The organism is Streptomyces sp. DG2A-72 (genome assembly GCF_030499575.1).
Classification (GTDB): Bacteria; Actinomycetota; Actinomycetes; order Streptomycetales; family Streptomycetaceae; genus Streptomyces.
In genome coordinates, this window is the sequence record NZ_JASTLC010000001.1 from 4636864 (window position 1) to 4658357 (window position 21494).

General features: G+C 67.2%; 17 protein-coding genes and 9 pseudogenes. 8 read left to right on the top strand and 18 right to left on the bottom strand.

What is annotated here, in order from left to right; translation table 11 throughout:
- Positions 1-50: 50 nt before the first annotated feature.
- The 3 genes and pseudogenes from QQY66_RS21900 to QQY66_RS21910 form a co-directional block, all read right to left on the bottom strand.
- On the bottom strand, positions 51-374 hold the full coding sequence (locus tag QQY66_RS21900) for a hypothetical protein (protein ID WP_301982041.1): 324 nt from the start codon (positions 372-374) through the stop codon (positions 51-53).
- 296 nt (positions 375-670) lie between these two features.
- Positions 671-1042: a VOC family protein gene (locus tag QQY66_RS21905; RefSeq protein ID WP_155058960.1), complete on the bottom strand. Its 372-nt coding sequence runs from the start codon at positions 1040-1042 to the stop codon at positions 671-673.
- 330 nt (positions 1043-1372) lie between these two features.
- A pseudogene (locus tag QQY66_RS21910) lies at positions 1373-1683 on the bottom strand (methyltransferase type 11); the annotation flags it as partial.
- Between the two features lie 155 nt (positions 1684-1838).
- Here QQY66_RS21910 and QQY66_RS21915 point away from each other — a divergent pair.
- Positions 1839-2692: pseudogene (locus tag QQY66_RS21915) on the top strand (IS5 family transposase).
- Positions 2689-3087: a hypothetical protein gene (locus tag QQY66_RS21920; RefSeq protein ID WP_301982043.1), complete on the top strand. Its 399-nt coding sequence runs from the start codon at positions 2689-2691 to the stop codon at positions 3085-3087. The pseudogene QQY66_RS21915 and the gene QQY66_RS21920 overlap by 4 nt, the downstream one beginning before the upstream one ends.
- Before the next feature lie 252 nt (positions 3088-3339).
- Here QQY66_RS21920 and QQY66_RS21925 read toward each other — a convergent pair whose 3' ends face one another.
- The 4 genes and pseudogenes from QQY66_RS21925 to QQY66_RS21940 form a co-directional block, all read right to left on the bottom strand.
- Positions 3340-4350: a hypothetical protein gene (locus tag QQY66_RS21925; RefSeq protein ID WP_301982044.1), complete on the bottom strand. Its 1011-nt coding sequence runs from the start codon at positions 4348-4350 to the stop codon at positions 3340-3342.
- 950 nt (positions 4351-5300) lie between these two features.
- Positions 5301-6314, bottom strand: coding sequence for a hypothetical protein (locus QQY66_RS21930; RefSeq protein WP_301982045.1), 1014 nt, complete (start codon positions 6312-6314; stop codon positions 5301-5303).
- A 293-nt stretch (positions 6315-6607) separates the two neighbouring features.
- Entirely contained in the window at positions 6608-7006 is a 399-nt protein-coding gene (locus tag QQY66_RS21935; protein WP_301982043.1) for a hypothetical protein, read from the bottom strand.
- Positions 7003-7856: pseudogene (locus tag QQY66_RS21940) on the bottom strand (IS5 family transposase). Before QQY66_RS21940 ends, QQY66_RS21935 begins: the two are co-directional and overlap by 4 nt.
- A 671-nt stretch (positions 7857-8527) precedes the next feature.
- Here QQY66_RS21940 and QQY66_RS21945 point away from each other — a divergent pair.
- Positions 8528-8791 (top strand): hypothetical protein, encoded by a 264-nt coding sequence (locus tag QQY66_RS21945; RefSeq protein ID WP_301982046.1) that lies wholly within the window; start codon positions 8528-8530, stop codon positions 8789-8791.
- Here QQY66_RS21945 and QQY66_RS21950 read toward each other — a convergent pair.
- From QQY66_RS21950 to QQY66_RS21960, 3 genes and pseudogenes are all read right to left on the bottom strand, one after another.
- Positions 8715-9698: pseudogene (locus QQY66_RS21950) on the bottom strand (transposase); the annotation flags it as partial. The gene QQY66_RS21945 and the pseudogene QQY66_RS21950 sit on opposite strands and share 77 nt — an antisense overlap.
- Before the next feature lie 67 nt (positions 9699-9765).
- A complete protein-coding gene (locus QQY66_RS21955) occupies positions 9766-10587 on the bottom strand; it encodes an SDR family NAD(P)-dependent oxidoreductase (protein WP_301982047.1) in 822 nt (273 codons plus the stop codon).
- A gap of 4 nt (positions 10588-10591) precedes the next feature.
- On the bottom strand, positions 10592-11185 hold the full coding sequence (locus tag QQY66_RS21960) for a TetR/AcrR family transcriptional regulator (protein WP_301982048.1): 594 nt from the start codon (positions 11183-11185) through the stop codon (positions 10592-10594).
- A gap of 84 nt (positions 11186-11269) precedes the next feature.
- On the opposite strand from QQY66_RS21960, the gene QQY66_RS21965 reads away from it, so the two are divergent.
- Positions 11270-11980, top strand: a complete 711-nt coding sequence (locus tag QQY66_RS21965) for an SDR family oxidoreductase (protein ID WP_301982049.1) — start codon at positions 11270-11272, stop codon at positions 11978-11980.
- A gap of 164 nt (positions 11981-12144) precedes the next feature.
- A pseudogene (locus QQY66_RS21970) lies at positions 12145-12857 on the top strand (helix-turn-helix domain-containing protein); the annotation flags it as partial.
- A gap of 73 nt (positions 12858-12930) precedes the next feature.
- On the opposite strand, the pseudogene QQY66_RS21975 reads toward QQY66_RS21970, so the two are convergent.
- The 3 genes and pseudogenes from QQY66_RS21975 to QQY66_RS21985 all read right to left on the bottom strand — a co-directional run.
- Positions 12931-13095 (bottom strand): annotated as a pseudogene (locus QQY66_RS21975) (MBL fold metallo-hydrolase); the annotation flags it as partial.
- A 3-nt stretch (positions 13096-13098) separates the two neighbouring features.
- Positions 13099-13260: pseudogene (locus tag QQY66_RS21980) on the bottom strand (IS481 family transposase); the annotation flags it as partial.
- A 186-nt stretch (positions 13261-13446) separates the two neighbouring features.
- The gene (locus tag QQY66_RS21985) at positions 13447-14535 is read right to left on the bottom strand and encodes a GlxA family transcriptional regulator (RefSeq protein WP_301987446.1); all 1089 of its coding nucleotides are present in this window, start codon (positions 14533-14535) and stop codon (positions 13447-13449) included.
- A gap of 151 nt (positions 14536-14686) precedes the next feature.
- On the opposite strand from QQY66_RS21985, the gene QQY66_RS21990 reads away from it, so the two are divergent.
- Positions 14687-15571 (top strand): NAD(P)-dependent oxidoreductase, encoded by an 885-nt coding sequence (locus tag QQY66_RS21990; RefSeq protein ID WP_301982050.1) that lies wholly within the window; start codon positions 14687-14689, stop codon positions 15569-15571.
- Between the two features lie 41 nt (positions 15572-15612).
- Entirely contained in the window at positions 15613-16218 is a 606-nt protein-coding gene (locus tag QQY66_RS21995) for a maleylpyruvate isomerase N-terminal domain-containing protein (RefSeq protein ID WP_301982051.1), read from the top strand.
- 394 nt (positions 16219-16612) lie between these two features.
- On the opposite strand, the pseudogene QQY66_RS22000 reads toward QQY66_RS21995, so the two are convergent.
- From QQY66_RS22000 to QQY66_RS22010, 3 genes and pseudogenes are all read right to left on the bottom strand, one after another.
- Positions 16613-17568 (bottom strand): annotated as a pseudogene (locus tag QQY66_RS22000) (helix-turn-helix domain-containing protein).
- A 91-nt stretch (positions 17569-17659) separates the two neighbouring features.
- Positions 17660-18121 (bottom strand): annotated as a pseudogene (locus tag QQY66_RS22005) (leucine zipper domain-containing protein); the annotation flags it as partial.
- 71 nt (positions 18122-18192) lie between these two features.
- The gene (locus QQY66_RS22010) at positions 18193-18558 is read right to left on the bottom strand and encodes a VOC family protein (RefSeq protein ID WP_301982052.1); all 366 of its coding nucleotides are present in this window, start codon (positions 18556-18558) and stop codon (positions 18193-18195) included.
- 92 nt (positions 18559-18650) lie between these two features.
- On the opposite strand from QQY66_RS22010, the gene QQY66_RS22015 reads away from it, so the two are divergent.
- Positions 18651-19619 carry a YafY family protein gene (locus QQY66_RS22015; protein ID WP_301982053.1) on the top strand — a complete coding sequence of 323 codons (969 nt, stop codon included), beginning with the start codon at positions 18651-18653 and terminating at the stop codon, positions 19617-19619.
- A 450-nt stretch (positions 19620-20069) separates the two neighbouring features.
- Here the strand turns inward: QQY66_RS22015 and QQY66_RS22020 are convergent, their stop codons facing one another.
- Both QQY66_RS22020 and QQY66_RS22025 read right to left on the bottom strand, forming a co-directional pair.
- On the bottom strand, positions 20070-20945 hold the full coding sequence (locus tag QQY66_RS22020; RefSeq protein ID WP_301982054.1) for a GNAT family N-acetyltransferase: 876 nt from the start codon (positions 20943-20945) through the stop codon (positions 20070-20072).
- 192 nt (positions 20946-21137) lie between these two features.
- Positions 21138-21374 (bottom strand): hypothetical protein, encoded by a 237-nt coding sequence (locus QQY66_RS22025; protein ID WP_301982055.1) that lies wholly within the window; start codon positions 21372-21374, stop codon positions 21138-21140.
- Positions 21375-21494: the final 120 nt, after the last annotated feature.

Sequence of the window (21494 nt, forward strand, 5' to 3'; positions counted from 1 at the left end):
GGACCGCGCGGTTGCTCGCAGGACGCTTGCGCCCTCTCATCGGTGCGGGTTCAAGTGGTCAACGCAACGCCTGGGACGAGGAGTGCTCGTCGATCAGACGGCGGTAGATCCGGGGTGACGGTGTGGCGCTGTTTCCTGGTCGCGTCCAGATCAATGAGCAGGATCTCGTCGATCAGCAGCGTGAACGGATCCAGCTTCGACGGCCGCGCCGAAGCGGTTGTCGTGCGTGGCTGCGGCCAAGCCGAGGTCAGGGCCTTGTTGACCGTGCTCCAGGTGACGCCGTACTTGCACTGCAACGCCCGGTTCGACATGCCATCGCGGGAGTCGCGCCGCAGCGCGGCGTACAACTCGACCTTCGACTGGCCAGGCGGCATCGGGGGTGCTCCTTTACTGAGCACATCCAGCTTGACACCGCAACCCCGATGGTGACGTCAGAATTCGCGAACATCTTTCTGGGCCATCACCTGGTGCCGTCAGCTTTCACGAACAACTGACGTCACCAACTACTGACAGAACCAGCCGCCGAATCACCGTCGCCACCATGAACGGGAACGAGTCAAAGGGAATCCAGATCTTGGCTCGTCGAGGTCACCCCTGCTGACCGCCGGCATACGCCGAATGCCGCCCCGGCGGGACAACCTCGGCCGACGCATCCCAGGCAAGGCACCGGTCAGCGCGTGACGATGCAGAAGGGATGTCCAGCAGGGTCGGTGAGGACCCGCGCCTTGTCCCCATGCGGCTGGTGATCCGGCTTTCCCGCACCCAGTTCCAGCAGCCGGGCTTCGGCCTCGTCCAGGCTCTCCGCGACCTTGAAGCAGATGTGAAGCTGCTGGGGGACGATCTGGCCAGGCCAACTCGGAGCCCGGTAGTCCTCGACCCGCTGGAAGCCTATGAAGAGCCCGTCCTCACGGTTGAGACCGGCGAACTCGGCGTCCGACTTCGGGTGTGGTTCAAAGCCGGTGGCCTGCTGATAGAACGCCGCCAGAGCCAGCGGATCAGGGCAATCCAGCGTTATCGCGACCAGTTCCATCTGCAGGGGCATGAGACCTCCGAGCCGATCAGTGGACTTCCATGCACGCCATAGAGGCGGCTGCCTACCGTTGAGCGGGACGAGGAGAGCGCGTTCGTTCCACTCAACCGTAAGCACAGCAGGTCAGGGCCTCCACATGCCAACAGTTATCTGGGACAGGACACCAACTAGGCGGCCTGACTGTCCATTCCCGGTCTATCTGCGATTTCCCACCGGGTCTGCGATGTGAAGTGAGCGGGTCCCGGACGACCTGCGCAGCGAGCTACCCCGCCCAGGCCACCTTCCCGCGAAGGCAATGCACCCGATCCGGCTGTTGCACCTGGCTCGGGGAGAGCACGACGCGGTGCCGCATCCGATGTTCACGATCGCGCCTTGAGCAGGCAGGGCGTCGACTGTCAGACGGGTCAGGGTCTGGCGGATGGGGGCGTACCTGCCGGTGGACAGGAACCGGTTTCGGACCTGGACCATGGCCGCGTCGTCACCGCTGGTGGCGCAGACACCCGTCAGGAGGCTGATGTAGCCCTGACGTGCGATGTCGCGTGGACCGTCGGCCAGCACAGTGAGCCGCGGCCGGGTCGGAGACGGGCGCGGCACACCGGGCAGCGCAGCAGGTCGAGAAACGGTTCGAGGGCAGGGTGAACCAACGCAGGCACGAGACACTCCTGGCAACGGCGAGGGAAGAGACCGTGCCTGTACGCGCTCCGAGAGGGTGTTAAGTCCCGTTCCTGGTGATGTGGTGTCGCTCGTTCGTTGGCGATCGGGCGGTTCTTCTTTCGCGTCATGTCGTGTGCATGATGGGGTTGCGGGTATGGGGCGGATGCCGTACGCCACCGACTTGTCCGACGGGCAGTGGGCGTTGATCGAGCCGCTGGTCACTGCGTGGAAGTAGGAGCGGGTGGCACGGTCGGCGGCCGGGGACTCGTGCTCCTGGGACCTGCGTGAGTTCGTGAACGCGCTGCTTTACCAGAACCGGACGGGCTGTCAGTGGCGGCTCCTGCCACACGATCTCCCGGCCTGGTCGGCGGTGTTCTCTACTTCGCCCTGTGGCGCCAGGACGGCCTTGACCAGCGGATCCAGGAGATCCTGCGCTGCCAGGCGCGGGAGCGGTCCAGACGATTAGGGGACCCGCCCCTGGTGATCATCGACACCCAGTCCGTCCGTGTGGCGGCCGGGGTGCCGAAGGAGACGACGGGACTGGACGCGAACAAGAAGACGCCCGGCAGGAAGCGGCGACTCGCCGTCGACGTGCTGGGCCTAATCACCGGTGTGGTGACCCTCGCCGCGAGCGCGCACGACAACGAGGCCGGCATCGCCCTGCTGGACCAGGCGGCCGAACGATACGGGATGCGCCTGGGAAAGGTCCTGGTCGACCAGGGTTTCAAGGACGCCGTGATCATCCACAGGGCGGTGGAGGACATCATCGTCGCGGTGGTCCGCCGAAACCCCGAGGCCGAAGACAAGGGCTTCGCGCCGCAACCGAAGCGGTGGGTGGTTGAGCAGGTCAACGGCACCCTTACGCTGCACCGGCGCCTCGCCCGCGACTACGACCACCGGCCCGACAACGCGGCCTCCCGCGTCTACTGGGCCTCCACCGCCGGCATGCTCCGCCGCCTCACCACCCCTGCCCCCACCTGGCGGGACGACATGGAACTGGCCGCGTGAACGTCCACGAACTCCTGCGGCTGCTGCAGACTGAACACGACGGGACCGCCCAACGAGCCGACAGCCTGCACGAACAGATCGAACGGCTCACCACCGCCCTCGCCGAGACCGAAGCCCACCTGACCGAGCTCACCGCGACCCGCGAGGTCATCGACGGACTCGCCCCTCCCGACCACGCAACGGCCCCCGCGGAGACCACCACCGTCTACCAGCACATCGTGACCACGTTCAACGAGCACCCCGGGAAGGTGTTCCACGTCCATGACCTGCACGAGCACCTCAGCCTGCCCACCAACGAGCCCTCGATCAACGTCACCCGCTCCCGCCTGGGACGACTCGTCCGCCAGAGACTCCTCGAACAACCCGGACGAGGCCGCTACCAGAAACAGACTTAACGCCCTCTGAAGGCCGGGGTATCCGCGAAGGAGAACCCGATGACCGCCCTCTGGAGACGCGCAGTCACTTCGCAGCGATCACCCCGGCTCAGCCGGGTTCGCCACCCGTCCTGGGCTGGGACGCCGAGGCAGGCAGCCCATCTTTGTGCACAGCGTGCGCGCCGAGGCACCCGGTTGCATCAGCCAAGCCCCGGCGGGCTGTTTGGCTGGGGCTTGGATCTGGGTGGCTGCACCGCCTGCAGTCCTTGCCGCTCAGAGGTGCGCCCGCACGAGGCTGAGGCTTTGTCCGGGGACCCGAGTCTTCTCGGCGGTGCGACGGCTCGTCGGAGCGGATCCTCCATCATCGGCTGGGCTCGTCGCCTCACGCTGTGCTTCGGCGTCTGCGTAGCGGGAGTGCGCGCGGATGATGTCGGGCATGCGTTCGTTGGGTCGAAAGTATGCGGTCTCCCACATCGCATCCGAGATCCACAGGTTCCAGGTCTTGAGCAGCAGTCCCAGCTGGAGTGAACTGACGGTGTTGCCGCGTCGGGGGCGGGCGGGGTTTTGGAAGTAGCGGCGAACGACCCACCGGGGGTCGGCTGTGTCCAGGTGCGCTCCGGAGATCAGCCCTTGGAAGAAGTCGTTGGCCTTCGGGGTGTTACCGCCGTCCCGGTGGACCAAGTATGCGCAGGCCAGTGATGCAGCGGGGGCGGAGTAGACCCCACTCCTGAGCGCGGCCATGAGAGGCAGGAAGTTGGGAAGATCTGAATAGGTGTCCTGGAAGAAGCGCACGATCTCGGCGTTGGTGTAGACGACGGACCGCCATGCCGGCCAAGCAACGTTTCCGCGTTCGACATCGTAGAGCTGGAGCAGCCGGACGGTGGAGGAGATGTTCTTGCCGTGCCGTTCGACGCCGACGCTTGACAACGCGGTGGCCGCTGAGCGCGCCTTGCCGCAGTCCATGATCGTCGCCGCCGCATGGGGAACGTCCCGTGCGATGAGGAAACTGCGCGACACCTGACTGATGATCACCGCTTCGAGACGGTGCTGCCCCTGCAGCGCCGCCCCGTGCTCGCACAACGACAGCACATCCGGGTTGTAGTCGTCCCAGCTTCCGCTGGACATGTCACGCGCAAGCCGCTCAGCGTACGAGGAATCCAACTTGCGCGGATTACAACCGTGCCGCCGGGTCTGCTCCAGAATCTTCGCTGCCGCAGCAGGGGTAATTGTCTCGCGCACCGGCTCGGGCAGAGGTGCGAGGACGGACATGCTCTCGTCGTTCACGGGCGGACTCCGGTTGACTACGGGATAAAGACGATGAGGGGATTTCCGTGGTGATGCTTTGCATCCGCGCGGTGTCTTCCCAGCTCACGTCGCTTGACCACATGGCCTTGAGGTATGTGGAGTCGGGCTCCGCCCGCCCGCCAAAGGCTCCGCTGCCCCAAGACGCAGAGAGCAGCGAAGATGGTGAAGGCAAGGCGGGCGGACACCCGTTAGATGCGCGGGGGCCGAATCCCCCTGGGTGCTGTCACTCCGTATGTTCGTGCAGGAACGCAAAGGCTCCGCCGAACGTGCAGGCTCCTGCAGCCAGAGCGGACAGAGGCTGTCCGCTGGTGAGCGCCACGACGCAGCCTACGCTGTTGGCGAGAGTGCACGCCCCGAACAACACAAGCAGCGTGCGCTGTTGGAACAGCGGGCTGCGCCGGACGGCTCTGAGTGGCGTGAGCGCTGGCGATGGGCAGTGGGCGGGGTTGGCACACGACGGCAAGAGGTCCGCCGTATGGGCGATGGGTTCGCCGGGACACCTACGCCGCCACAAGGCGGCTGGTCTTTTGCAACCATGGACCATGTCCGTGTGGATCCTTTCCGAGAGAGCACGGGCAGTGACGGGAGCCTCATGGCAGGGGGCTCCCGTCACGCTTCCATCATCAGGACAGACCACTCAAGATCAACGACTGCTGCCCTGATCGGCCGTGTGGCGTGGGTAGGTGAAACCGGGTGGCGCAACAGAGTCCTCCGCGGCCGCGTTGCCAGGCGGCACTGCTTCCGCACCCGCCCCACCTGCGGGTGCACGCCCCCGGGGACGTCTTCTCGTGACGGTCTGTGCCACACGTCGGAGACCGTGCAACGGGAAGAGCAGGACCCTTCCGGCGTCGGCCGGCGCCGCTCGCCGACCAAGCGCACGCCCGCGCACCCGCTGATAGCGGCTCTCCACAGACCATGAGTTGCCGACCTCATACCGGCATGCGGCTTTCATCCAGCGGCAGATGCGCCTGAATGCCCGCGTTCCTGCCCGATCCAGGATTGCGTCCGGAGGTCCGGCGGCGTGTGGGAACGCGCGGCCCGTCCGTCCTTCTGCTACCGGGCGTGGGCGGCTCGGTGACGTTGACGACATCGGGCATGCACTGGCTGGGCCGAAAGTAGACGAGCTCCCACGTCTGGCCGGTGGCCCACAGGTTCCACGTCTTAATCAGGATCCCCAGGTGATAAACACTGGTCATGTTGCCACGGCGGGGGCGGGAGGGGCCTTGGAAGTAGCGGATGGTGACCCACCGGGGGTCGGACGCATCCAGGTTGGTACCCGAGGCCAGCCCTTCGAAGAAATCGTCGGCTCTCGAGGTGCTCCCCCCGTCTCGGTGAACCAGGTAGGCGCAGGCGAGCGAAGCGGCCGGGGAAGAGGACAGGCCCTTCTTCAGGGCGGTCATCAGAGGCAGGAAAGTTGCGAGGTCCCTGTATGTGGTCTGGAAGAACCGCACGATCTCGGCGTTGGTGTAGACGACGGACCGCCAGGTAGACCACGGGATCTTGTCGCGTTCGACATCGTAGTGTTGGAGCAGCCGGACAGTGGAGGAGATGTCCTTGCTGTGTCGTTCGACGCCGACGATTGACAACGCGGTGGCCGCTGAGCGCGCCTTGCCGCAGTCCATGATCGTCGCCGCCGCATGGGGAACGTCCCGTGCGATGAGGAAACTGCGCGACACCTGACTGATGATCACCGCTTCGAGACGGTGCTGCCCCTGCAGCGCCGCCCCGTGCTCGCACAACGACAGCACATCCGGGTTGTAGTCGTCCCAGCTTCCGCTGGACATGTCACGCGCAAGCCGCTCAGCGTACGAGGAATCCAACTTGCGCGGATTACAACCGTGCCGCCGGGTCTGCTCCAGGATCTCCGCTGCCGCAGCAGGGGTGACGGTCGACCGCTCCAGGCCAGGCAGCGGTGTGGAGGCAAGCACGGGGTCGTCGTTCACAGTCAACTCCGGTGGCGTACTGGCGTATGGCAATCAGGAGACACTTCGCGTGCCGCCCCATCCGAGCAGCTCAAAGATCGCTCTTCCAAACTGACGTCACCCAGTCCAGTGACACCGACGTACGGAAGCACACCGACTTGGCGGTCGGCTGCCCCCAGCCCTGCAGTACACCGTCAACGAAGGCGCATCACGACGCCATCCGATCTGCGACGACGTCGACAGGCCCCGCGGTGACAGTGCATGGCTTTGTCGATGACTACGAACAGCACTTACCGATGAGTTCTGAGAGGGCGTTAAGTCTGTTTCTGGTAGCGGCCTCGTCCGGGTTGTTCGAGGAGTCTCTGGCGGACGAGTCGTCCCAGGCGGGAGCGGGTGACGTTGATCGAGGGCTCGTTGGTGGGCAGGCTGAGGTGCTCGTGCAGGTCATGGACGTGGAACACCTTCCCGGGGTGCTCGTTGAACGTGGTCACGATGTGCTGGTAGACGGTGGTGGTCTCCGCGGGGGCCGTTGCGTGGTCGGGAGGGGCGAGTCCGTCGATGACCTCGCGGGTCGCGGTGAGCTCGGTCAGGTGGGCTTCGGTCTCGGCGAGGGCGGTGGTGAGCCGTTCGATCTGTTCGTGCAGGCTGTCGGCTCGTTGGGCGGTCCCGTCGTGTTCAGTCTGCAGCAGCCGCAGGAGTTCGTGGACGTTCACGCGGCCAGTTCCATGTCGTCCCGCCAGGTGGGGGCAGGGGTGGTGAGGCGGCGGAGCATGCCGGCGGTGGAGGCCCAGTAGACGCGGGAGGCCGCGTTGTCGGGCCGGTGGTCGTAGTCGCGGGCGAGGCGCCGGTGCAGCGTAAGGGTGCCGTTGACCTGCTCAACCACCCACCGCTTCGGTTGCGGCGCGAAGCCCTTGTCTTCGGCCTCGGGGTTTCGGCGGACCACCGCGACGATGATGTCCTCCACCGCCCTGTGGATGATCACGGCGTCCTTGAAACCCTGGTCGACCAGGACCTTTCCCAGGCGCATCCCGTATCGTTCGGCCGCCTGGTCCAGCAGGGCGATGCCGGCCTCGTTGTCGTGCGCGCTCGCGGCGAGGGTCACCACACCGGTGATTAGGCCCAGCACGTCGACGGCGAGTCGCCGCTTCCTGCCGGGCGTCTTCTTGTTCGCGTCCAGTCCCGTCGTCTCCTTCGGCACCCCGGCCGCCACACGGACGGACTGGGTGTCGATGATCACCAGGGGCGGGTCCCCTAATCGTCTGGACCGCTCCCGCGCCTGGCAGCGCAGGATCTCCTGGATCCGCTGGTCAAGGCCGTCCTGGCGCCACAGGGCGAAGTAGAGAACACCGCCGACCAGGCCGGGAGATCGTGTGGCAGGAGCCGCCACTGACAGCCCGTCCGGTTCTGGTAAAGCAGCGCGTTCACGAACTCACGCAGGTCCCAGGAGCACGAGTCCCCGGCCGCCGACCGTGCCACCCGCTCCTACTTCCACGCAGTGACCAGCGGCTCGATCAACGCCCACTGCCCGTCGGACAAGTCGGTGGCGTACGGCATCCGCCCCATACCCGCAACCCCATCATGCACACGACATGACGCGAAAGAAGAGCCGCCCGATCGCCAACGAACGAGCGACACCACATCACCAGGAACGGGACTTAACACCCTCTCGGAAGCCGCCGCCTTAAGAAGAATGAGGCCCGGCATCCGGCCGCCTCAGTGCGGGCGGTGCAAGGAAGATGGATCACGAAACAGGCACACCAAGGAGGGCGACGCTCTACGGCATCGCCCTCACCGTCTCGTGCTTACAGAGCCTGGATGTGCTGGGTCCACATGCCTACACCTTACGAGCCTTACCGAAAGCCCCTCGCCTCGCCTCAGCAGTTAGGAGACACGGCCCAGCGGCGGGGGATCCCGCCGGACTGGTCACCCGGACGAGGGGTTTGGTTCCCATTCGAGCTGCCCAGTCCCTGCAGGTCTGCAAGTGGCATACATGGGGCTGGGTGCGCTGGAGGGGGCGAAGCCGTCACAAGTAGACGCCTTCGAGGTCGGCTGGCGGGACGACCAGGGTGAACACCGGCTGTCGTTGGCGGATGCGGTCTCGGTGCCGTTCGAGGCCGGGCGGCCGGTCCGCGGCTTCCCGTCATATCGCGGGCAACGGCATTTCCCTGGGTTGAAGTTTCCCGGGCCGGTACTGGGCTGCGACCAGCGCCGATTTGGTGGGTTACGAGTCGTGGGTGGAGCTGAGCCACCTGATGCGGCTGGATGCTGAGCCGGAGGTGTGCGGGCTGGTCTCGCAGCCGTTTCGGTTGTCGTGGCGGTGCGGCGGCCGGAGGCGGCGGGTGAGCCACACGCCGGATTACCTCGTACGCCGCCGGGATGGCAGGGCCGTGGTGCTGGACGTGCGTCCGGCAGTTCGCGTACCCGTGCCTCGCCGAAGGCGGGGGCCTGACCGTCGGGCGGCAGCCCGGTCCAGGACAGCGGGTGCCATTCGTGGCTGAGCGGGTCCTGGAAGAACACGCTGCGGCGATCCCTGGGGTCCCGGCGGATGACCCACTTGCCCTTGTGTGCACCGCCGCGGGCGGAGCGCTGGCCGCGGTAGGGGGCCAGGACCGGGCCGTCATACCAAAGTCCGCGGACCTTGACCCCGCGCCGGGCGTCGATCTTCTGGACGTAGTGAACGGGCAGCAGTTCGTAGAAGAGCTCCGGTGAAGGGATCTCCATGGCGAAGCCGGCCTGGGCGAACGAGCCCGCGAACAGGGAGTTCGGGCTGTGGTCGCCGCCGGGGTCCCAGCTGGGTGCGTACTCATCCAGCCTGCGACGTTGCCAGACGGAGACGATCCAGGTGGCGATCAGGTGCTTTGTCTCGTCGATGGTCAGCACCGCGTCGCCGTCCGGGTCGGCGCCGCGGTCAGCTGGGTCGATGCCGGTGTAGCCGGGCAGTTGCTCCAACAGCAGCGACCTGATCGCGCCGAAGGCCCGCTCAACCGCCGCCTTGTCGGTCGGCCGCAGGGTCCGCGAGGGCAGGATGTTGCAGCCGAGGACCCGCTGGACGTCGACCAGGTGGTGGTTGCGAGAGACCGAGCCGTGGTCCGTGGTCACCGTCTCCGGGGTGAAGAACGGCAGGCCGGCGACCTTGTGCCCGGCGAACTCGGCAACCACCGCGGCGGGCAGGCCGGGATAGGGCCGTTCCAGGTCCTCGCCCCAGTCGGAGCGCATGGGCAGCGGCAGCATCACGTCCCGCAGCAGCATCGCGACATCCACCGACGTGTCGGAGACCAGGGTGAGGCGGAAGGCGCAAAGCGAATGCGTGTGCACGTCCATGGCCATGGTGAGGTGAACCTTGACCGGGTCGCCGAACACGCTCTCGCGGACCATCACCGGCAGCACCGTGGTGTCCAGCGAGACCTGTTGCGGGTCAGGACGTTGATGACGTCGCCTCCATGTGCGATGTCGCGTGAGTCGGTGCTGGGAGTTACTGGTTCCGCTCGGTGAGGCGGATGCTGAGGTCCCAGAGCCGCTGCTGAATGCCCGGGTCGTAGGCGTCCGCGTGCGCTTGCGCGGCGCGGGTGCGGTCGTAGAACTCCCCGGTGACGCCTTCGAGTTCCGGGTCGAGGATCAGGCGCAGGGTGGCCGCCACGCCGGTTTCGAGGGAGTCGATGCTGTGGCCGACGGACTCCAGGACCATCTTGGTCGGCATGTACGTGGCCGGGTGCAGGCTGTTGACCGTGATCCGGTGCGGGTCGAGTTGCCGGGCGAGCATGAACCCCGTGGTGATCATCGCGAGCTTGGACTGGCCGTAGGCGCGCATGCCGGAATAGCCGTGCTCGAGGGACGGGTCGTCGAAGTCGATCGGTGACTGGCCGATCGATGCGACGTTGACGATACGGGCCGGTGCGCCGCGGTCGAGCAGGGGCAGGAGCCGCTGCGTCAGGGCGAACGGGGCCAGGTGGTTGGTCGCGAACCGGAGCTCGTGCCCGTCAGCGGACAGCCGGCGGTCCGTGCCGTCGGGTTCCCCGCCGCCGATGCCGGCGTTGTTCACCAGCACCGAGACGCGGTCGGTAAGCCCGGCGATCTCGTCTGCAAGCCGATGCACCTGCGCCAGCTCGGAGAAGTCGGCGCGGACCGTCCTGACCGACGCGGGTGCGTCGGACAGCGAGGAGGCCAGCTCGTCGAGCCGGGTCTTGTCGCGGCCGTGGAGGATGAGCGTGGTCGCGGGCCGGCGAGCGAGCTCGCGGCTGAGCGCGCGGCCCAGCCCGTCGGTTGCCCCGGTGAGGACGATGATCCGCTCGGACATGTCGTTACTCCTTGCCGTGGTGTTCGGTGAACAGGTGCTGGATGGCGGCGACGTCGTCCTCGTCGAGGAGGTGCTCGGTGGCGAGGATGCGGTACCAGATCAGGCCGAACACCACGTCGGCTGCGAAGGCGGCGGTCAGGTGAGCGGGCTTGTCGCCGCGCGCCGCGGCCCGCTCGACGAGGGTCTCCAGGGCGGCTCTGCGCTTGGTCAGGAAGCCGTCTTGGAAGCGGCGCCGGAAGTCCGGATCCCGCTGCGCCTCGCCCATCAGGGAGCGCAGGACGGCAACCACCCCTGGGTGCACCATCAAGGCCGCGGAGTCGCGCAGGAATACGGCCAGCTCGGTCTCGAATGAGCCCCGGTCCGCGGTGGAGACCTTCAGATCGGCCTTGACGGCCAGGGCCTCCAGCAGGACGTCCGCCTTCGTAGGCCACCAGCGGTAGACGGTCTGCTTGCCCGCCCCGGCCCGGGCGGCGATGCCCTCGATCGTGACGGCCTGATAGCCGACCTCGGTCGTGAGCTCGTACGCGGCGGTGAGGATCGCGAGCCTGGTCTGCTCGCTGCGCTTCCGGCCGCGAGCCGGAGTCTTGGCACTGGTCATGGGCCTAACCCTAACCATTCCGAGACGAGACGTCTAGGAAAGTGCTACTCTTCGAGACGTAACGTCTCGAAATAAGGAGTCACCATGCCCACCACGCTCGTCATCGGCGGAACGTCAGGCGTCGGCCTGGCCACAGCCCGGCACCTGACCGCCAAAGGAGACGATGTCCACATCGCCGGACGCAACGAGGAGCGGATGCTCCGCGCGAAGGCCGCCATCGACGGCCGGGTCCACGGTCATGTACTCGATGCCGCCGACGCCCGGGCGGTCGCGTCGCTCGCCGCGCAGATCGCGCCGATCCAGCGTCTGATCATCACCCTCACCGGCAACGGCGGGGCGGGACCGTTCGGGGAACTGCCCATAGACGGCCTGCGGCAGGCGTTCGAGGAGAAGTACTGGCCCACGGTCACCGCGCTCCAGGCCGGCCTCGCTCACCTCAGCAAAGACGCCTCGGTCACCCTCGTCGGGGCGGTCACCGCCCGGGCCGCCATGCCCGGCACGGCCGGCATCGGCTCGCTCAACGCCGCCGTTGAAGGGCTCGTCCAGCCGCTGGCCGCCGAACTCGCGCCCATCCGGATCAACGCCGTCTCCCCGGGCTACGTCGACACGCCGTGGTGGGACGGGCTCGCCGCCGAGGAACGAGAGGGCTTCTTCGCGCAGGCAGCCGCTTCCTTGCCCACCAAGCGCATCGCCACCGCCCCCGACATCGCCGAGGCCATTGTGCTGCTGGCCACCAACCCCAACATCACCGGCACCGTCCTCGAAACAGACGGCGGCGCCCTCCTCACCGCCTGACGCCTCTGCGCTTCCTGCCGAGCCGCCGGCCCCGCCGGGGCCAGGAGGCAGCTGCGTCGAACAGACGACGGCCCGCACACGGAGCTGGGGCACGACCGGCTGGTCGTGCCCCAGCTCCGCGCACCCCACAAGGAGCGCGTTCATGACTCACGCCAACGCGCCCACTGCCCGTCGAGGGCCGTCGACGCCTCATCGAGCGATGCAAGACCCGACCGATCGCCCACGTCGCCGCTGAGACGGGCATCTCCCGCACCTGCGCGTCAAAGTGGGTCAACCGCTACCGCCGCCATGGCGAGCTGGGCCTGCTCGACCGCTCGTCAGCGCCTCGACACCCGCCGACAGCTATGAAAGCCGAGGTCGTGGCCCTGATCGAAGAACTCCGCCGCACTCACACATGGTCCGCAGAACGGATCGCCTTCGAACTGCAAGCCAAAGGCATCGCGATCAGTCGTCGCACCGTAGCGCGACACCTGCACGCGCTCCGACTGAACCGCCGCCGCTTCATCGACCCGAACGGCGAATCGAACCGGAAACCCACGACAGATCGCCGCCCGTCGGCCCGGACACATGGTCCACATCGACGTGAAAAAGGTCGGCCGGATCCCGGAGGGCGGTGGCCGGCGGGTCCATGGACGCGGAAGCAACCAGGCCAAGGCCGTCGAGCACCGCAAGAACGAGGGCGCGCGCGGCGGCTACGTCCACCTTCCCTCCGCCGTCGACGGATTCAGCCGGGTTGCCTACACCGAAGCGCTGCCCGACGAGAAAGTCGCTACCGCCATCGCGTTCCTGCAACGGGCCAGGGCCTGGTACGCAGCCCGCCCACGGCATCACCCGCATCGAACGCATCGTCACGGACAACGGCGCTTGCTGTCGCGCCGGGTGCCTTGCCCGACGATGCGGGCGAAGTCGCCGGAGCGGTAGCAAGCGGCATTGTCGGTGACGACCCGGTGGATCGCGCGCAGGCGGCGGCCGGGGAGGTCGAGGAGTTCGCCGGGGACGATCTCGCGGTCGGGCAGGGCGGGGGAGAGGCCGGGGACGCCGGAGCGGAGGCGGGCGGTGCGCAGGGGCGCGATGTGCTCCTCGGGGGCGCCGACCGCGGTGAGCTTGCCGGTCATGTTGATGCCGTGGGCGGCGAACCAGACCTTCGCCCGGGCGAGGGAAGCAGCAGCCGTCGCGCCCTTCTCATCGCCCAGCGGTTCTGTGTAGGCGAGCCGTGAGAAACCATCGACGACGGAGTGCGGGTAGACGTGGCCACGCTTCGCCCCGGCCGACTTCGCCCGGCTAGCCAGTAGTGCTCCGTTGGGTCGTTGTGGGTCTCGGTGAGCTTGTGCTTCGGTGAGGAAGACATGGGCGGCGGTAAGCACGAACGCAAGGGGCCGGCAGCGGGCGTCGACAGCGAGGTGGATCTTCGTGGTCAGTCCGCCGAGGGTGCCCGTCGCGAAGAGACGCGGATGGCGCCTTTGGCATCAATCTCTTGAGCCCGTCGCCCTTGGCGTCACCGGGGCATCGGATGCGCCGCGGTCAGTCAGCTGTCGGCCCGCCCGGCCCTGCGACCGGCTCTCATGCCGGGAGGGGGATGATTCGGGCATCGTCCGGGGGAAGGCCCGTCGGTAGTTGCTCGGCGACACCCCGATGTGTTTGAGGAAGTGATGGCGGAGGTTGTTCGCCGTGCCGAGGCCGCTCAGCTCCCCGACCTTCTCGATCGGTAAGTCCGTCGACTCCAGCAGGCTTTGGGCCCGTACCAGGCGTTGATTGAGGAGCCACTGAAGTGGAGTTGTCCCGGTGGCTGCCTGGAGTCGTCGGTGGAGGGTCCGCGGGCTCATCGCCGCGCGTTGTGCCAGATCCTCGACCGTCAGGGGTTGGTCCAGGTGTGTACGGGCCCAGTCCAGTACGGGCCCCAGGCTCCCGTCGTCGGTGGTGGGCACGGACAGGTCGATGAACTGCGCCTGGCCGCCGGGGCGGTGGGCGGGTACCACCATCCGGCGGGCCAGCTGATTGGCGACGTGTGCGCCCAGGTCACGGCGTACCAGATGGAGGCAGAGGTCGAGTCCGGCGGTCAGTCCGGCGCTGGTGAGCACATCGCCGTCGTCCACGTACAGCACCGAGTCGTCGACTTGTACCTTCGGGTAGCGCTCGGCCAGTTGAGCGGTGTGCATCCAATGGGCGGTGGCGCGTCGTCCGTCGAGCAGCCCCGCCTCGGCGAGTGCGAACGCGCCGGTACACAAGGAGACCACACGGGCGCCTGCGTCGTAGGCGTTGCGCAGCGCCGTGATCAGGGCTTGCGGCAGCGGCCGGCCCTCGTCGACACAGGGGTCCGGCACCGAAGGCACGATGACCGTGTCGGCACCGACAAGGTCGTCGAGCCCGTAGCGGGTCTGCAGTGACAGTCCGGTCTCGGTCGAAGAGGTGTCTTGCTGACGTTCCCCCGTACTGCACAGCCGCAGGTCGTACCAGGGGTCGGCCAGGTCGGGCTGCGGCTTCCCGAAGACGGTGCAGGGGATGCTCAGTTCGTACAGATCCCATGAGGGGACTCCGACGTTCTCAGTCACGACCACGGCGACAGATCCGGCGCTCACACCCTGAAGGGTATGGCAGGAATTTGGTGGATGCGGGCATCGGTATCACTGTTTCCGTTCGCCACGAGCTGCGAGCGTGGTCCGTACGTGATCAGCCGCGAACGTGCGGGCGTACAAAAGGAGTTGTGGCATGCATGCTGACCGTCCAGCGTTGACTGTCATCGGACTGGGCTCGATGGGCTCGGCGCTGGCCGCCGTATTTCTGCAGCGGGGGTACCAGACCACCGTGTGGAACCGCTCGGCGGACAAGGCTCAGGCACTGGTCGGCCAGGGGGCCCGCCTGGCCGCGACACCCGAGGAGGCGATCGCGGCGAGCCCGCTGATCATCGCCTGCGTACTGGATTACGAGGCGCTGTACGGCGTCCTCGATCCCGTCGCCGCGTCCCTCAAGGGCAAGGTCCTGATCAACCTCTCCTCCGGTTCCCCGGAGCAGGCTCACGAGGCCGCCGCGTGGGCCCGGTCGCACGCCGCCGACTACCTCGACGGCGCGATCATGACCACCCCACCGGGGGTCGGCAGCCCGGAGATGATGTTCCTCTACAGCGGTTCGCACACTGCCTTCGAAGCCCGTCGTCCGGCCTTGGAGTCCCTGGGCGACCCCCTGTACCTGGGTGCTGACCCGGGTCTGGCCTCCCTCTACGACGCTGCCCTGCTCGGCCTGATGTGGTCCACCATGACCGGCTGGCTGCATGGCACCGCGCTGGTCGGCGCGGAGAAGGTGTCGGCCACGGCCTTCACCCCGATCGCGATCCGCTGGCTGACCGCCGTGGCCGGCTTCCTGACCACCTACGCCCCCCAGGTGGATGCCGGCCGTTACCCGGGCGACGACGCCACCATCGACGTGCAGATCGCGACCATCGACCACCTCATCCACGCCGCAGCGGCCCGCGGCATCGACAACGCCCTGCCCGAACTCCTGAAGTCCGCCATGGAACGAACCAAGGCCGCAGGCCACGGCTCCGACAGCTACGCGAGCGTGATCGAAGTCCTGAAGCACCCGGCGGACGACAAATGACCGTGACACCAACAGCTGCCACTCATCCCGCGCCGGACCCGATGACTCCCGCTACCACCGCGCCATGGACGGACCTTCTGGCCGCTGCCACCGACGACTGCCTGGCCGCCCTCCTCGAGGGAGCCGACCAGGACTGGTCACGCCCCGCCCGCGGCCTCGACTGGACCTGCCGCCAGACCCTCGACCATCTCGCCCTCGGCCTGACCGGCTACACCGGCCTCCTCATCGCCCGCCCTGACGACCGCTACACCACCCTCTTCGCCTCACTCGACCCCCAGGCCCCCATCCCCACTTGTCTGGAAGGCCTCCGGATCGCCGCGTCCCTCCTCAGCTCCACCGTCCGCGACACGCCGGCCGAAGCACACGCCTGGCACCCCTGGGGCCACTCCGACGCCACCGGTTTCGCCGCCATGGGAATCACCGAACTGGCCGTCCACACTTACGACATCACCCGCGCCCTCAGCCTGTCCTGGACCCCGCCCGACGGTCTGAGCACCGCCGTCCTCGCCCGCCTCTTCCCCGACGCTCCGTCCGGGCACCGTCCGTCCGACACTCTGTTGTGGTGTACGGGCCGCATCCCGCTTCCCGGCCTGCCCCGGCGCGCGGACTGGCAGTGGGACGGAGCCGTGCGCTGGCTAGTGCTGTGACCGCATAGGTTCGCCGGGTCGGGCCGCGCCGGTGGCTCCTGTTCTGGTTGGATGCAAGGCAACTTGGCGTCGCCGCTGTATCCGCGAGAGACCAGGGGGTCAGCCCAGCGAAGAGGCGGAGGGGCCTGGGTGCGTGGAAGTGATAACAACGAGGGACGCCTTGGTCGGCGAGCGGGCGTTATCCGGCGCGTTCAGCTCGCCCTGTTCGGTCTCGTCGTCCTACTGGTGGGAATCCGTGTCTGGGAACGACACCACGGCGGCGCTTCGAACTCGATCCTGTTCGGTCTGATGGCCGTATCAGCACTTTCCGTCGGGGTTCTGGAGCGCTATCGGTCGAGGATGAGCAAGGAACGTCGATGATCAGTGCTGTGATCGCATAGGTGCGCCGGGTCGATCACGCTGCGGATGCGAGGGGGCGCCCGCCCCAGCGGACGCCCTTCTCGCTTCGGATGCGGGCCCGTTCCTTGCGTTCAGCGGCCAGGATGTCGCGGTGACGGGCGTTGGCGTTGCGCCACCGCAGACAGGCGTGCAGTGCCCGGGTCTGCACGTCCATGAATACGTAGATCGGGGCGCCGTCGGGCCGGGCGGCGCGGATCGATTTCAGCGCGGCCAGCGTGTTGGCGGCGCCCTTCGTGCGGCGATTGACGCCCCACAGGGTGTCGTCGCCGACCGAGTGCAGCCGTGGAAGTAGCGCACTCCGTGGGTGCGGTGACAGGTCGCCGGCACCCGCTCGGGGTGCTTGTGGGCGGCCCAGCCCGAGCCTGCGGTGGGTCGGATGCCGAGTGGGCCGAACTCGTCGAAAGCGAAGACCCGGTCCGGGAAGCGGCCAACGACTCCCTCGATCCGGTCCAGCTTCGCCTCGCGGTCAGGGTCCGGGGATTCCTTCCATGTCTTTGTGCGCTGGAAGGTGACGCCGCGGCGAGCGAGCAGGCAACGTAACGCCTCACGGCCGATGAGGATGACCCGGCCGTGGACTTTGCGCAGGTAGGCGACGAGTTTGCGCAGGGACCAGCGGGTGAAAGGCTGGCCGAGCTTGGGAGGGCGGGTGGTGGCCGTCTGGATGACGAAGTCCTCGTCGTCAGGGCTGAGTCGGCGGGGACGGCCTCCCGCCCACTGAGGGCCCAGACAGGCCAGGCCGATCTCGTTGAACCGATGAATCACATCCCGGACGGTGTCCTCGTCGGCCTGCACCAGCTGGGCGATCACCGGCACGCGGTTCCGGCCGGCGGAGGCCAGCAGCATCATCGCGCGCCGGTAGCGCACCGAACTTGTGCTGCCCCGGCGCACGATCTGCTGCAGCCGTTGACCTTCCTGGTCGGTCAATCTGCGCACACGGACGGGCTCGGCCACCGCGCCTCCGGCGGTCGGATCGGACGTCACCCCACATCCAACCGTCACGACCGCCAACCCGGCGAACCCATGCGGTCACAGCACCAGCGACCTCGGCCTGATCGCTGTCCCGGCCGTGGATCCGCCACCCGCTGCCATCAGAGATCCGGCCGACCTTCTTCACGGCTTCCGGTTGTTCTCACCGCCTGGGTCGATGAAGCGGCGTTCGCCGAGGCCGAGCCGGGTCAGGTGTCGGCTGACAGTTCGCCGGCTGATCACAAAACCGATACTCACAAGTTCGTCGGTGATCCGTTGCACGGACCACTTGTGCTCGCGGCGCCAGGACTCGATCTGCTCGATGACTCATGCTGGAGTCGCGTTCGGACTCAGGTGCGGACTCGACGGCCGGTCTTGCAATCCCGCACCACCGTGTGGCCGCCAGCGATACCCACTTGCCGGCGCATGCGCGAGAGATGCCCATCTCAGCGGCGACGTGGGCGATGGGACGTGTCTGGTACCGCTTCACGAGCCGCCTACGGCCCTCGACGCTCAGGGGCGCATTCGCGTGGGGCACTCGTCGTCCTCTCGAAGTCAGACGACGGCAGGCGCGACACCTATCGTGCGCGCCTGCCGCATTGCGGCCTTTCAGTCCCGCGGTGCGACGCGGATGCGGTTCCCGTCAGGATCGGCTGCGAGGAAGGTCAGCCCGAAGCCGGCATCATGAGGCTCGCGCAGGATCGTGACCCCCTTGGAATTCCACTGCTCAAAGGTCGCGTTGAGCTCGTCGGGTCCACCGTCGATGGCCAGGCAAACCTCACTGGTGCGCGGGACGTCCGGTGACAGATCCTCGAACTGGCCAGACCACAGACCGAGGTCAGCGCCTGGCCCGAGGTCGAAGGTGATGTATCCCGAAGTCTCGAACGAGGGGCTCATGCCGAGGAGGTCGCCGTAGAAACGAGCTGCGGCGGGAGCGTCGTTCACGTAGACGATGGACACGACGGATGTGGTCATGGTTGTTCCTTCTCACAGGCCGTAGGTACGCATCCACCAGCCTGACCGGGATATGCGCCGCATCGTGTCGCAATTCCTGAAAAAATTGGTGTGTGACCCCAGATCGCTTCTTCAGCCTGATGCTGCTCCTCAAATCGAGGGATGCCGTGACCACACAGGAACTTGCCTCAGCGCTCGGGGTGTCCCTTCGAACCATCACCCGAGACCTGAACTGGCTCCGCGACGCCGGTCTGCCGGTGACCGCACACCGGGGCCGCCTCGGAGGCGTGACCATGCTGCCCGGATCCGGGCTCGACCTCACGCGACTCACACCGGGCGAGCGTGATCATCTGTCGCTCACCGGGCTGGATGAGAAGCAACGTGCGGAGCTCAACGCATCGGCCGAAAGCCAGCGCGCGCGCTCCAAGATCGCCGCTACACAGCCACGTCGAGTTCATGAGCTCCTGCCGCTCACCGACGTAGTGCACGTGGACAGCCGTCCCTGGCATCAGGCACGAGCTTCCGGCACGACTCCGGCTTCGCTGATCGGCGCAGTGCGGCGAGGTCGCCGGCTACGGATCGAGTACGACAGCCCACGCGAGTCATGCCCACGCGACCTGGTCGTGGATCCCTACGGGCTGTTCGCCAAGGCCGGCATCTGGTACCTCGTCGCCGACTGTGCCCGAGTGCCACGGATGTACCGACTCGAACGGATCACGACGTGGAGAGAAGTCGACCAGCCACGACGGATCCGCGAGAGCCAGACCCTGGCCACCGTCGCTGCAGCGCTCATTGATCAGTGGGAGCACAACCACGCGATAGAGGTCAGCGCCACCATCGACCAGACCCAGATCGAGCGAGCGCAACGGATCTTTGGCCTACGACTCGTCCTGGACGACGACCATGAAGAATCCGCCACCGGCCGCAAGGTAACGATCCGCTTCCTGCATCTGGAGGACGTGCGAGCACTACTGCCGTTCGGGAGCGCCATCACTGTGCACGGCCCCACCGAAGCCAGGGCTCACCTCCGCGACCTCGCCACCAATCTTGCCCACCACTATGCGCCGTCACCAACGTCCTGACCCGCAACAACTACTCGTCGGCGTAACCAACGTCCTGGCCTCATACAACTAGCACGTAACGACTGGTAGCAGGAGACGCCCGAAGTGCGAAAGGCTCGGGCCTTCGCGCGTGGCTCCTCAGACTCTGCCTCGGTGAGCTCCCGGTTCACCAGCTCTTCCAGGACCTCGTTCATAGTGATGACACGGCGAGCGGTCGCGTCCCGCGAAGTGGTATGGCGGCGTGGAGTTCACGACTCCACAGGTCACAAGCACCGACAGCGCCGACGCCCGAGCAGAGGCCGCTCCGGCGGCCGGGAACAGCATCGACACCACCCGAGGGATCCCGACGGTGCTTGTCGAAGAGGCGGCCGCCGGAGCGAGGTGGTCCGGATTCCTACACCACTTGGCGGGACACCATCCGGCGAGCCATCGGGTCCCGGTTGTTCTGATCAGCGGGACCCCGTCGGCGTCTCAGCCGGTCGGTGCGCCGACGTAGGTGTGGGTGCGGGTGTACGCGGTGAAGCCCAAGGACTCGTACAGCCGCTTGGGGATGGGGTATGCGGCGTCGCCGCGCGAGTAGACGATGGCACGGTGGCCGCCGGCGTCGGCGAAGGCGTGCAGCACCGCGATGCAGACGGCTCGGGCAAGGCCAAGGCGGCGGTGATCGGGGTGGGTACCGACGGGTTCGAACTCACCGATTCCGTTGGTCGGGTCGTACCAGCCTTGGCAGTAGGCGACGACTTCCCCGGTGGGCGAGGTCACGATGAGGTCGTGTTCGGGCCGGTAGGGCCAGGTGTCCCTCATGCGGGCGTGTCGTTCGGTGGTGATTCGGATCGATCCGAAGGCGGCGCGGTGCGCTGCCGCCCGGCCTGCCACGTCGGCATGGTCGCGCTGGGGGTGGATCGAGTAGCCGTCCGGCGGGTGGGGGATGTCCGGCAGGTCGGTGAGGGGGCGGCCAAGGCACGTCATGAACGGGCCGTCGTCGGTCCGGGTGTAGCCGTGCTGTTCCAGTGCCTTGATCAGGTGTGGTTCGGTCTCGGTGACATCGATGCTCAGCGGGCCTGATGCCGTGTGTTCGGCCCAGGCGAGGACCTCGTGAGCCAGTTCCGGGTGCTCCGGGTCGACCTGGAGCATCAAGGTGTCGGGCAGTTCTAACCAGCCCCAGGCCAGCGTCTGGTCGCCCTGGGTCCAGACCGCTGTCGGGCACTGGTCGGCGCGGTCGAGGGCCAGGCACCCGTGCCATGTGAGGTCGCCGATGTGGTGGTAGCCCGTTGCCGGAAAGGTGCGGGTGGCCAGGCTCTGCATGGCGCGCAGTGCTGCGGGTCCGGCGTGCTCATGTCGTTGCATCGCGCCATGCTGTCGAACCGGTTTTTGATCAAGCAACGGAGTATCGGTGCTCAGGCCCGTGGGCGTCAGTCACTCACATGAGGCGTTGTGTCCCGTTCTTCCTGCTCAGTCCCGTCGGGCGCCGAGGAGACGTAGTTGAGCCTCGGTTCCGGCCAGGTGCTCGATCCAGGCATTGATCTCTCTTGAGGTGTCCTAGGTGAACGGGTCGAGGTCGACCAGGTCGAAGCGGCGTTTGGTCTGGGTGGCGGCCTGGTCACTGCGGCCGCGCCGGGCGGCGGACAGGGTCCGCTGTCCGCCGCGGGCATCGGGGCGGCCCTCACACAGAAGCCCCGATCCGGGGATGTCCACGCCGATGAGGACGACGGTGGCGTTGAACGACATCAGATCGCGGACGAGGTCGAGGGTGTCCTGGTCGTCCTCGCGGTGCATCTTCAGGCGGGTGATGTCGCGTTCCTTACCAACCGCCGAACGGACGGACCGGATTGCCGTTGGGCTGCAATGACACATCGCATACACGTCCACAACGCATAGCCGCTCGGCGTGCCGTCA